Source organism: Streptosporangium sp. NPDC049078, assembly GCF_040648855.1.
Classification (GTDB): Bacteria; Actinomycetota; Actinomycetes; order Streptosporangiales; family Streptosporangiaceae; genus Streptosporangium.
Window position 1 is genome coordinate 89,314 of the sequence record NZ_JBEZEL010000029.1, and the last position, 10,640, is coordinate 99,953.

The 10,640-nt window shown below is 67.8% G+C and carries 12 protein-coding genes and 2 pseudogenes; 6 read left to right on the plus strand and 8 right to left on the minus strand.

Features of this window, described 5'->3' with window-relative positions; all coding sequences use genetic code 11:
- Window positions 1-29: 29 nt before the first annotated feature.
- Both AB0B90_RS36800 and AB0B90_RS36805 read left to right on the plus strand, forming a co-directional pair.
- Window positions 30-2,126 (plus strand): MMPL family transporter, encoded by a 2,097-nt coding sequence (locus AB0B90_RS36800; protein ID WP_362926555.1) that lies wholly within the window; start codon window positions 30-32, stop codon window positions 2,124-2,126.
- A gap of 253 nt (window positions 2,127-2,379) precedes the next feature.
- A pseudogene (locus AB0B90_RS36805) lies at window positions 2,380-2,499 on the plus strand (ABC transporter ATP-binding protein); the annotation flags it as partial.
- Window positions 2,500-2,911: 412 nt separating this feature from the next.
- Here the strand turns inward: AB0B90_RS36805 and AB0B90_RS36810 are convergent.
- The 3 genes and pseudogenes from AB0B90_RS36810 to AB0B90_RS36820 all read right to left on the minus strand — a co-directional run.
- Complete coding sequence (locus AB0B90_RS36810) at window positions 2,912-3,385, minus strand: hypothetical protein (RefSeq protein ID WP_350941304.1); 474 nt, start codon at window positions 3,383-3,385, stop codon at window positions 2,912-2,914.
- A 10-nt stretch (window positions 3,386-3,395) separates the two neighbouring features.
- Window positions 3,396-4,184, minus strand: coding sequence for a hypothetical protein (locus AB0B90_RS36815; protein WP_350943572.1), 789 nt, complete (start codon window positions 4,182-4,184; stop codon window positions 3,396-3,398).
- Between the two features lie 225 nt (window positions 4,185-4,409).
- Window positions 4,410-4,649, minus strand: a pseudogene (locus tag AB0B90_RS36820) (helix-turn-helix transcriptional regulator); the annotation flags it as partial.
- Window positions 4,650-4,948: 299 nt separating this feature from the next.
- Here AB0B90_RS36820 and AB0B90_RS36825 point away from each other — a divergent pair.
- The 4 genes from AB0B90_RS36825 to AB0B90_RS36840 all read left to right on the plus strand — a co-directional run bounded on the left by AB0B90_RS36825 (window position 4,949) and on the right by AB0B90_RS36840 (window position 6,699).
- Window positions 4,949-5,239, plus strand: a complete 291-nt coding sequence (locus AB0B90_RS36825) for a hypothetical protein (RefSeq protein WP_350941306.1) — start codon at window positions 4,949-4,951, stop codon at window positions 5,237-5,239.
- Entirely contained in the window at window positions 5,236-5,694 is a 459-nt protein-coding gene (locus tag AB0B90_RS36830) for an ATP-binding protein (RefSeq protein ID WP_350941308.1), read from the plus strand. Before AB0B90_RS36825 ends, AB0B90_RS36830 begins: the two co-directional genes overlap by 4 nt.
- Window positions 5,691-5,954 (plus strand): hypothetical protein, encoded by a 264-nt coding sequence (locus AB0B90_RS36835; protein WP_350941310.1) that lies wholly within the window; start codon window positions 5,691-5,693, stop codon window positions 5,952-5,954. Before AB0B90_RS36830 ends, AB0B90_RS36835 begins: the two co-directional genes overlap by 4 nt.
- 298 nt (window positions 5,955-6,252) lie before the next feature.
- Window positions 6,253-6,699 (plus strand): HAMP domain-containing sensor histidine kinase, encoded by a 447-nt coding sequence (locus tag AB0B90_RS36840; RefSeq protein ID WP_362926556.1) that lies wholly within the window; start codon window positions 6,253-6,255, stop codon window positions 6,697-6,699.
- 107 nt (window positions 6,700-6,806) lie between these two features.
- On the opposite strand, the gene AB0B90_RS36845 is transcribed toward AB0B90_RS36840, so the two are convergent.
- The 5 genes from AB0B90_RS36845 to AB0B90_RS36865 all read right to left on the minus strand — a co-directional run.
- Window positions 6,807-7,340 carry a nuclear transport factor 2 family protein gene (locus AB0B90_RS36845; RefSeq protein WP_350941314.1) on the minus strand — a complete coding sequence of 178 codons (534 nt, stop codon included), beginning with the start codon at window positions 7,338-7,340 and terminating at the stop codon, window positions 6,807-6,809.
- Complete coding sequence (locus AB0B90_RS36850; protein ID WP_362926557.1) at window positions 7,337-7,807, minus strand: Atu4866 domain-containing protein; 471 nt, start codon at window positions 7,805-7,807, stop codon at window positions 7,337-7,339. Before AB0B90_RS36850 ends, AB0B90_RS36845 begins: the two co-directional genes overlap by 4 nt.
- Complete coding sequence (locus AB0B90_RS36855) at window positions 7,804-8,658, minus strand: helix-turn-helix domain-containing protein (protein WP_350941318.1); 855 nt, start codon at window positions 8,656-8,658, stop codon at window positions 7,804-7,806. The genes AB0B90_RS36850 and AB0B90_RS36855 overlap by 4 nt, the downstream gene beginning before the upstream one ends.
- Before the next feature lie 239 nt (window positions 8,659-8,897).
- The gene (locus tag AB0B90_RS36860) at window positions 8,898-9,878 is read right to left on the minus strand and encodes a pyridoxal-phosphate dependent enzyme (RefSeq protein ID WP_362926558.1); all 981 of its coding nucleotides are present in this window, start codon (window positions 9,876-9,878) and stop codon (window positions 8,898-8,900) included.
- A 276-nt stretch (window positions 9,879-10,154) separates the two neighbouring features.
- Window positions 10,155-10,640: RICIN domain-containing protein (locus tag AB0B90_RS36865; protein WP_362926559.1), on the minus strand; the 486-nt coding region annotated here is incomplete at its 5' end.

Sequence of the window (10,640 nt, forward strand, 5' to 3'; positions counted from 1 at the left end):
GTTATCGTATGTCATGGAAAGGTGATGTCATGGGGCGGCGACCGATCCGCTGGCTTGTGCCGGCGCTGCTGGTGCTGGTCTGGCTGGGCATCGGCGGAGGGCTGGGGCCGTTCGCCGGCAAGCTCACCGAGGTGTCCACCAACGACCAGGCCGCTTTCCTGCCCGAGAGCGCGGAGTCGACACGCGTCCTGGAGGCGCAGGAGAAGTTTCGTCAGGACGAGACGCAGCCGCTCATCGTGGTGTGGACCGCGAACGGCGGCGACATCACCCCCGAGCAGAACACCGCGGCGACCCAGGCGCTCGCCTCGCTGCGCGGCACGGACGGCGTCGTCGGGACGCCCACGCCCTCCATCCCCTCCGAGGACGGCCGGGCGCTGCAGGGCGTGGTCCAGCTCAGCCCCGACCTCGACACCTCGCTCAGAGAGGTCCTGGACCGGGTCGGCTCTGCGGTGGCGGTCGACGGCCTGCGGGCCCAGCTCGCGGGTCCCGTGGCGAGCCGGGCCGACCTGTCCGACGCCTTCGCCGGGATCGACGGCCTGCTTCTCGGGGTGGCGCTCACCACCGTTCTGATCATCCTGCTCGCGGTGTACCGCAGCGTCCTGCTACCTCTCGTCATCATCGGCGGCGCGATCTTCGCGCTCGGCCTGGCGTGCGCCGTGGTGTACTTCCTCGCCGACCGCGACATCGTCCGGGTCGACGGTCAGGTGCAGGGCATCCTGTTCATCCTGGTCATCGGCGCGGCCACCGACTACGCGTTGCTGCTCACCGCCCGCTTCAGCGAGGAACTGGCCGCGACCGGCGACCGCTTCGCCGCGGGCCGCGTCGCGCTGCGGCGCTCGTTCGAGCCGATCGTCGCCAGTGCCGCCACGGTGGCCCTCGCCCTGCTCGCGCTGCTGCTCAGCGGCCTGACCAACAACCGCGCGCTCGGCCCGGTGGGCGCCATCGGCATCGCGTGCGCCGCCCTCAGCGCGCTCACCTTCCTGCCGGCGGCCCTGATCCTGCTGGGCCGTGCCGCCCTGTGGCCGTCGAAGCCGCGTCCGGCCGACAGCACGGCACGCGGGATCTGGCACCGCGTGGCCGCCGTGGTCGACCGCCATCCGCGCCGGCTCTGGATCGCCACCATCCTGCCTCTCATCGCCCTCGCCCTCTTCGCGCCGCAGCTGAGCGCGAGGGGTGTGCCGCTGGACGAGACCTTCGTGAACGACGCGCCTTCGGTGGCGGCACAGGCGGCGCTGAGCGAGCACTTCCCCGGAGGCTCGGGGCAGCCCGCGGTCATCGTCGCCCCCTCGGAGCGTGCCGAGGCCGTGGAGGAGACGGCACGCGGTGTCGAAGGCGTGTCCGAGGCCGCGACGGTGCCCGAGAGCGGACGGCCGGGTGACGACACCCCCAAGATCGTCGACGGGCTCGTGCTGGTGGAGGCGACGTTGAACGACGCCCCGGACAGCGACGCCGCCCAGGACACGGTCAAGCGCCTGCGCGCCGCCTTCGCCGCCGAGAACGACGTCCTGATCGGCGGTTTCAGCGCCCAGCGGTACGACACGACGGAGACCGCGAAGAACGACACGCTGCTCATCATTCCGGTCGTCCTGGTGATCATCCTGCTCATCCTCGTCGTCCTGCTGCGCTCGCTGATGACACCCGTGCTCCTGGTGGCCACCGTCGCGCTGAACTTCCTCGCCACCCTCGGCGTCTCCACGCTGGTCTTCACGCACGTGTTCGGGTTCACCGACGGCGACGCGTCCGTTCCGCTGTACGGCTTCGTCTTCCTGGTCGCGCTGGGGGTGGACTACAACATTTTCCTCATGTCCAGGGTGCGCGAGGAGACCGTGCACCACGGGGCACGAGAGGGTCTGCTGCGCGGGCTCGTCACCACCGGCGGAGTGATCACTTCGGCGGGTGTCGTGCTCGCCGCCACCTTCGCCGCGCTCGTGGTGATCCCCCTCACCTTCCTCGTACAGCTCGCCTTCATCGTCGCCTTCGGCGTCCTGCTCGACACCCTGGTGGTGCGCTCCCTGCTCGTCCCCGCGCTGGTACGCGAGCTGGGCGCGCGGGCCTGGTGGCCCAGCCGCCTGGGAAAGGCCGACGCGCCGCGGACGTCCCCGGAACTGACCGAGGCGTCACGGTGACCCCCGGGCCGGAAGGCGACGGCACGTCCCGTCGTTTCGTGAGCCTGCGGTAGCGGTGGAGGGCGGCGGTTACCGGGGAGCCGCCGCCCTCCACCCGGTGTGAATATCCTGTGAGCTCCGGCCCCGGCCCGCCCCGAGCACCGCCGAGGCGCCACCCGAGCGCCACCTGGGCGGCCTCGCGGGCCGGAAAACTCACAGGAGGCTCACAGATCCTCTCCGAGATCGCGCAGCCGGCTGGTCCAGGCTCGGTCACATGATTGAGTTACGGAGGTTGACCAAGCACTACGGCCAGGTGGCGGCGGTGAGCGACCTGAGCTTCGATGTCAGGCCGGGTGTGGTCACCGGGTTCCTCGGCCCGAACGGCTCGGGCAAGGCCGACTACCAAGTTAGGGCGTATCTCTGTAGCCAGATTGTTTTAGATATCCGCAGGCCAAGGGGCCTCATGGGGATCTTTTCATGCCAGGTGCTCAACGCACGGCTTCGCCGGACGCGTCGGCGCGCTGCCTATGTCCAGCTCTGTTTGGAACGGTCGGCACCATGCGGGATCCTGCACCTCCCTCAACCTCATAGCTGCTGACACCGGGACTGCCGACCGGGTTCTGTCAAGTGCGGCTTTGCGTGTACATGTTCCCCGTGACCTTCATACGGGCTGATTGTCCTGCGGTCGCAGCCGTGCTTGACGGGTTCCGGGAGCCCCGGATAATCGGGCGGCGGGGTCACCCACCTGCACGCGCTATGCGAATCGGTGTGTGGAGCGGGCCGTGCAGACCGAACAGACTGAGCCGTTAGCGTTGAGCGCCTTTGGGCCAGATGACGTGAATCCTCAGCCCTCGTTCTCTGGCTTCGGCTACGACATCTGCCGTTCCGCCGTATCCCCTGGCAGGCTTGCCGTCCCAGACGGCGAGTAGTTCGTCAGCGTGATCAAGCATGAAACGGCTGGCCGCCATGTGTGACTCAGCGGTGGACTCGATGAAGTCCATCGTGTGATCCTGCTCGGCTCTGGCGAGTAACGCGTCGTACTCCTGGTGCGCCTCGGCGGGCAGTCCTTCCCGGTACCTCCTGGCAGGGGTCACGACCTCCAGCGTTCCGCCTAGGTCGATGACGGCTCGGGCGAAAATCTGATCAGCTCCGTCCGCGAGGCATGACAAGCCCGTGAGCGGAGGGGTGTATTCGGTGAGCAGCGAGCGAATGGCATCGTCAATCAGAGTAGTGATCTCGGGGGAAAGGTTCCGGTGCCCGGAGACGGCGATGCGGATCATAGACTTCTTTCTAAAGGAGAGTCGCGCGAAGCCGCTCATCAAACGCGCGGGCACTGCCTGTCATTGGACCGCTATAAGTTCGGCGAAACCGTCTAGTGCGTTGGATGATCCGTTCTGAGCCGTAGGTGATCCCTACCGTCAGGGCGTTTGATATCAGGTGAAAAGCCTCGTCGTACTCCTCGGCCGTGGCCTTGGCGGTAGCGATCTCAGTCATGATCACTCCACGTTGCTTGATGGCTGGTTGGGCCGATGACAACGACTCGGCGAACGCGGTCACGGCTTCGTCCGCGCGGCCGAGTCGCACCATGACCAGTGCGCGATAGCCTGCGAGCTTCGCATCATCGAAGGGAAAGACCCAAGGCCACGGTGGTGCTGTTGCTCGTTCGCTGTCGATCACTGCGGATTCGGCCTCTCGCAGCGCGGCTACGGCGGCAGGGGCGTCATGGGCGGTCGCGTGGCCGAGTGCCTCAATGCTGCGCAGCCATGCCCGCGCGGTCGCCGGTGGCCGTTCACCGAGTTCCCTGCGCGCTTGGGCGAGCAGGTCCAGCGCCGACATGGGATCATCGGCGTCGATCTCGAAGGCGGCCAGGCTACCGATCATGTAAGCCGTCAACAGGGGGCGTTCGGCCTGACGGGCACTGTCGATCGCCACACGGTAGTAGGTGCGCGAGGTGCCGATGTCATGCATGTCGGCATGAACCCATGCGGCGAAACCAGCGGCCTCGCTCATCACTGCACGGATGTCACCGGTGAACTCGGAGTGGGTAGCCCGTCCGAGCACACGGTTCGCCAGATTCACATTTGCTATGGCTCCTCGGGCTAGCTCACTAGCGGGCGTCGTCGCCTCTAGACGTCGTTGAGCACCGGTGATGCTGGTCAAAGTGGGCGCGGTGGTTTCGTCTACCTCCGCACGTTTGGGCAAGGGCAGGGCTGCAAGAGCCGTGAAAGCCACCGCCTTGCCAAAATCTCTGCGTTTCGTTGGATCGTCATCCCCTCGGGTACCGAATCGGAGCAAATGGAGCGGAAGCCCGATTCGGACTGATATTTCCCGGACCTGGTCCACCGTGAGCGGCTGACGATTCCGCAGCACTTTAGAAACCCAGCTCTGGGAGTAGCCGACCGCCTCGGCCAGCTGGCCCTGCGTCCATCCGTTGGCCCGCTGCACCTCAGTGAGGACAGCGGGAATGTCACATTCCGCCAGAGCGGCTGCCACGGCGGGCGTGGACCAGAACTGAAGCGAGGGACGGCCTTGGTCCTGTCTCATAACGTTAGGTTAGGCGCGGAAGTGCTACCGCACAGATATTCGCGAGAAGAATAATCCCAGTGCTGCCAGTGCTACGGCATTAATTACGGCAATGCCCGCAGCGATGATCCCCCTGTGAGTGCTTATCCGCTCCGTACAGCAGGGGCTACTGCTTGCAGTCAAGAGTCACGACGCTCCCCTGCCCGCACTGGAGGCATGGCGTAGCCCTGGCTCTCGTCCAGGCTCACACAAGCGCGGACCCGCCTCAGTGATTGCGCACTGGACGGGTCCTTGATCGCACATCTGGAGGTGCACGATCCATGGGTAACTCTATGGCCGCTCGGAACACGGCACGAAATCACCTGGAGCAGCGGTACATCCATCTCGTCCGCCTGGCGTGGGATCTCCGCTGCCTGGGCCTGGGGGCAAGGCTGGAGGTCCCGCAGCAGATCGAGCCGTACCTGCTCGTGCTGGGCGCGAAGCGAGAGTTGCGCGTGGTCATCCTCGCGGAGAGGGGATGGGTCTTTCGCTGGGGTCGCGGCAAGGCCGGGCGGGTCGACGTCCTCAACGAGAAGGCGGCGCAGATCATCCTTCTTAAGGCGGCGCTGTGAGCCGGGAGGGCGTCTACAGCGCGGTGGAGGCGATGTTCCGGCGCTGGGACGGGCTGTGCATCGTGGGCAGTCGCAACTTCGCGGGCGAGAGGCAGTCGGCGGGGCGGGCTCGTGCGTGGGTGAGGGACCTGCTGAGCGCGCATCGCGTCTGGGGAGATGTCCTGGACACCGTGACGCTGCTCGTCAGCGAGGTCGTCACGAACAGCATCCTGCACAGCGACTCGGGCAGCGACCCCGACGGGGTGATCATAGTCGTCGTGGGACTGGGCAACGGCGGGATCCACATCGAGGTGATCGACCGGGGTTCGGCGGTCAACGTACCGAAGATGCGGCCGACCGATGCGGAAAGTCTCAGCGGGCGGGGCCTGGACTGGGTGAACGGCCTGTCGGATGGCTGGGGCTCCGATCACGACAAGGAGATGGGGCGCGCGGTCTGGTTCAGGGTGAAGACATGATGACGGCGGAGGCTGCTGCGGGGCTGTTGTCCGAGGCTCTGGACGATGAGGCTGTCTGCTTCGAGCGCGTCCAGGTCGGTACGGGCAGGGCGCACGGGCTGGCGCTGGTGGTGGTCTCGCCGGATTTGGTGGTGTGGTGCGACGGTCAAAAGTTCTGGTGGCCTGCCGGGTGGGACACCGAACGTCAGCGCACGCTCTACGTTTCGCGACGGGTCACCGACCTTGACGAGGTCGTGCGATGGATCGCCGAAACCCGGTGAGCGCCGTCAGGGTTCTTCGTCGTAGCAGGAGTCAGAGCCGGGCCGTCTGCGTGATGGCTCGGCCCTGCTGCGTGCCAGGCTGTGAGAGATCCGGCTCGGAGAGGAAGAACCGTGCCGACGAACTTGGGCTCTGATGGGCGCACCGTGTATCAAGATCGTTTTCGTGGGCCCGCGGCGCCTATTCAAGATCACTATGGAGTGGAGCGGCCGACGCCAATGCGAAGCACCCCGTAGGGGCCGCGTAGCGGTTGGGGCCGACGCCCACCACGACCTGCGCACCCTGGACCCCACCCGCCAGGTGACCCTGACCGGCCCGGACGGCGGCCCTCCCACTCAGGCGTCGGTCCACGGTGACGAGGCCAGGCTGCTGCAGGTGGTGACCAATCTCGTCGGCAACGCCGTCGCCCACACCCCGTCGGGCACCCCGGTGCGGATCGGCGTCGGCACGGTCGGAGACAGGGCCGTGCTCGTGGTGGAGGACGCGGGTCCCGGGCTCACCGCCGAACAGGCGGCCCGGGTGTTCGACCGCTTCTATCGCGCGGACGACTCGCGCAGCCGCACCCCGGACGGTGGAACGGGATTGGGTCTGGCCATCGTCCGCTCCATCGTCACCGCCCACGGCGGCCACGTGGAACTCCGCACGGTCCCCGCCGAAGGCGCCACCTTCCGAGTGGTCCTTCCCGCCACTCCGGATCCCGCGTCCTCCCACACCGAAGGAACAGGCCCAGTCGGTTCCCTCGCTTGAGAGGCAGGACCCCGTCGGACGCGACGGCCCCGAGGAGCCGAACGCCACGTGAAAGCCGGAGGCCTTGGCTCATCCTGAAGACCCTTCGGTTCCGGAGCGGAAACAGATCAGTCCGGTTCGACGCGATCGACGAGCTCCCGTACGGCGATCATGTCCAGGTAGGCGTGGCTGCGCATGACGCGGCCGCCCTGTAGCCACCAGACCCAGCAGTACTCGTTGTGGTACTCCACACCGTCGATCGCCGTCGCGTCGCCGGCGAAGCGAATGATCACGGTGTCGCCTTCACTCCACAGATCATGGATCGTCATCACGAGCGTCGAAGCCAGACGATCCATGATCGGTGCCGATCCCTGTGCGAGGAACTCAGCCTTGGACGTGTACGTGCGCCCATTCACAATCGTCCACTTCACATCGTCGTGGAGGATCCCATAGATGTCGCCGCCGGCGTTCTGCCGCTCGAAGGCTCGGAGCACGGCTGCCCTGTTACGGCGCTCCCGAGCCGACCGGCCGGGCCGCGCCGCGTCGGCATCCTCGTGAGGTGCCGCCGAGGCGCCGGCGGTCCCGGACACCATCATCAGCCCGCCGGCGATCCCCGCCGTCACGAATGTGCGCCGGCTCCGCTGTGACATGCCGTTCGTCATCTTTCTTCCTCCCTTGCTCGTCGGTGCGCGTCGCTGCCCTCTCGGTGGAAGACGTAGCCCCCGTGGTGCAGCACGTCCTCGTCGAACGTCCCGTCCGCGCTGAATCCGGTGTCGTCGACGTACTCGATCCGGGTCCCAAGGACCCGGTAGGAACCCGTGTAGGCGCTCTCCCGCTCTCCGCGAGCCTCGTCGTAGCGGCCGTTCGCGAGCAGTTCCTGGCGGATGTGCCCGTCGGCCGTCACCCACATTCCGACGTACGGGTGCGGTGACACCTCTCCGGTCTCGGCCGGACGTGTCCGTGGTGTCGCCGTACCGGGTGGCGAGGGCTCCTGCAGGCTGGGCCGCCCCGCGTTGTCGGGGCCCGCGAGACCTCCGCCGTCCGGCCCCGTGGAACACGCGGCGAGACCTCCGATGAGGAGTACGGCGGCGCACATGCCGCCGGTCATGGCTTCGAGACGAGCCCTCACGAGGTCCTCCCCCGCAGGTCTTCCCGCTGTCCGGAGCGAGTCGCCGTCAGCGAGCCGAGCAGGCGCAGCGCGTCCGCGGTCCGGGTGCCCTCCTGGGCGTGGTAAACGATCAGTTGCTGCCCAGGGGCTGAGCGTACGTCGAAGGCCTGTAGGCGCAGGGTCAACTCGCCGACCTCTGGATGAAGCAGGACCTTCGCGGCGTGACTCTTGCCGCGCGCGTCTCGCCGCCGCCAGAGGTCGGCGAACTCGCGGCTGTTCTCCGTGGCCGTCCGCAGTATCTCGCGGATCCGTGGATCGTCCGGCCGGGCGCCCTCAAGGAAGCGGAATCCCGCGACCACATTGGCCGCGGCCGTCTCCCAGTCGGCGTAGAACGATCGAAGCGCCGGGTCGAGGAAGATCGCGAGCAGCAGGTTCGTGCCGGGTTGGAGATGGTCGAAAACCGCGCGCCCCAACGTGTTCGCGGCCAAGACGTCGTAGGCCCGTCCCAGGATCAGAGCCGGTGTGCGGTCCCACTGCTCGGCCAAGGCCGGCAGTTGGGGATCCGCGCGCTCGATGCTGCCCTGATGGCGTGGGGACGGGGTCATTCCCCCGATCCGATACAGGTGCAGCCGACCGTCGTCGTCGAGTAACAGTGCGTCGCTCAAGGCGTCCAGAACCTGCGACGACGGCCGCCGCTCACGGCCCTGCTCCAGCCGCAGGTAGTAGTCGACGCTGATGCGGGCCAGCATCGCGACCTCTTCGCGGCGCAGGCCGGGGACGCGTCGCCGCCCGTCCTCCGGCAGACCCACGTCGGACGGCGCCACCTGCGCGCGTCGGCCCTGCAGGTACTCACCCAGTCTTGAGGTTGCCATGTCCTCAGGCTAGGTTTCCCCGCGGCCGGGAGCCTGGTCCCAGTGCTCCCAGGACGGACACGCCCCTCTTCCGCCGAGGCTCGGCCGAAGATGGAGCACATGATCGACATTCTCGCCGTCTTCGGCGCCGCTGACCTTGGCGCTGTCCTCATGAGCCCCGACAGCTCACGGCGCCGACCGATCCGGGGCGGCCACGCGCCGTCCTGCGCGACGGAGTACGGGGAACGTGGGGGCGATCGTCACGATCCGCGGACGGGAGCCGCGCCGATCCAGCGGTGATAGGCGTTCATGTCGACGTTGCCGCCGCACACGACGGTGACCACGTGGCGGCCCGCGAAACGGTCACGGTCTTCGAGGATCGCCGCGACGCCGAGCGCGGCCGACGGTTCGACGACGAGACCGGCGTGGTCGAGGAGCATCCGCATACCGGCGATGATCGACGACTCCCTGACGAGGACGGCGTCGTCGGCGACGAGGAGAAGGTCGTCCAGGACCTCGGGGATGGGACGCCGACCGGCGACGCCGTCGGCGATGGTGTCGGTCGAGTCGGTGGTGACGACGCGCCGTTGGCGCCACGAGTGTGTCATCGCCGGTGCGCCCAGTGGCTGGACGCAGATCACCTCGACTCCGGGCGCGAGGGCTTTCAGCACATGCCCCACACCGGTCGCCATCGCCCCGCCGCCGAGGGCGATCAGGACGGCGTCGAACGACGGTGCGGTGTTCACCAGTTCCAGGCCGATGGTCGCCGCGCCCTCGCAGGTCTCGATGTCCAGGCTGTCCTCGACCAGCCGGATGCCGTCGTGGCGCGCGATGGCCACGGCCCGCTCGCGCGCCGTGTCGAAGTCGCCGTCCACCAGTTCCAGTCTCGCGTCCAACGCGCGGATGCGATCAAGCTTGACCTCGGGCGCGAAACGGGAGGCCACGACGGTGACGTCGAGCCCTCTGCCGCGCCCGGACCAGGCGAGCGCCTGGCCGAGGTTGCCCGCGCTGGCGCACACCGCCGCCCGCGGTCCTTCGTCGGCGAGCCGGCTCGCGATCACCTCGGTGCCGCGGGCCTTGAAGCTGCGCACCGGGTTCGCCGTTTCCAGCTTGACGCTCACCGCGCACCCGAGGCCGGGCTCCAGCGCCTCGCAGCGGTACAGCGGGGTGTCGAGAAAAACCGGGTCGATCACATGGCGAGCCGCCCGGATCCGAGCGGTGTCGAGGCGGGTCTCCAGCACGACACGGCAGCGTAGTGCCACCGGCGCCGTTCCGTACACGGGCCGCCTCGGTGGCCGAGGTTCGTCCGTGTCGACCACGACGCACAGACCCGCACCGAGCAGGCGGGTCTCACCTCTCCGGACGTGAACGCCCTCCACGCGACACGGCGGACTCGGTGTCGTACCGAGCCCGCCGTGCCGACCTCATCGGGTCCTGGTCACGTGCCGTGACGCCGCTCCCCCGGTTCCGGGGAGCTCACGTGCCGGGTGGTGTCAGGGTCTCCCGAGCATCCCGTCCTAGCTGCTCCACCTCTGGGTGGACTGGCCGTTGCAGCTCGCGATGGTCACACCGGAGGTGTTGCCGGTGCCGGTGACGCTGAGGCACAGGTTGTTGGCGACGCTGGTGATGGTGCCGTTGGAGTTACGGTTCCACTGCTGGTTGTTGCCGCTGTGGCAGTCGTACAGCTGGACACGGGCGCCGGAGCCCGCACCGGTCGGGGAGTCCAGGCACTTGCCGAGGATCTGAAGCTGCCTGCCGGAGGTGTAGGTGAACTGCTGGTTGGGGTTGGTGTGGCAGTCGTAGATCTGCAGCTGGGTGCCGTTGGCGGTGGCGCTGTTCGGCGAGTCCACACACCTTCCCGCCGCCTCGTTACGCAGCCGGAACGAGGTACCCGGCGGCGGCGTGACCGTCGGGGTCACCGTCGGGGTGGGGTTCGGGTTGGGGCTGGCGGCGTTGAGCGCGTTCAGCACCGAGGTGTAGGCGGCCTTCTTGTTGCCGTTGCC

What these genes read in the sequence shown, in the direction of transcription:
- AB0B90_RS36855 (WP_350941318.1), bottom strand. Translation starts at nt 8,658, where the DNA reads ATGGCAACCTCAAGACTGGGTGAGTACCTGCAGGGCCGACGCGCGCAG.
- AB0B90_RS36835 (WP_350941310.1), top strand. Translation starts at nt 5,691, where the DNA reads ATGATGACGGCGGAGGCTGCTGCGGGGCTGTTGTCCGAGGCTCTGGAC.
- AB0B90_RS36800 (WP_362926555.1), top strand. Translation starts at nt 30, where the DNA reads ATGGGGCGGCGACCGATCCGCTGGCTTGTGCCGGCGCTGCTGGTGCTG.
- AB0B90_RS36825 (WP_350941306.1), top strand. Translation starts at nt 4,949, where the DNA reads ATGGGTAACTCTATGGCCGCTCGGAACACGGCACGAAATCACCTGGAG.
- AB0B90_RS36845 (WP_350941314.1), bottom strand. Translation starts at nt 7,340, where the DNA reads ATGACGAACGGCATGTCACAGCGGAGCCGGCGCACATTCGTGACGGCG.
- AB0B90_RS36810 (WP_350941304.1), bottom strand. Translation starts at nt 3,385, where the DNA reads ATGATCCGCATCGCCGTCTCCGGGCACCGGAACCTTTCCCCCGAGATC.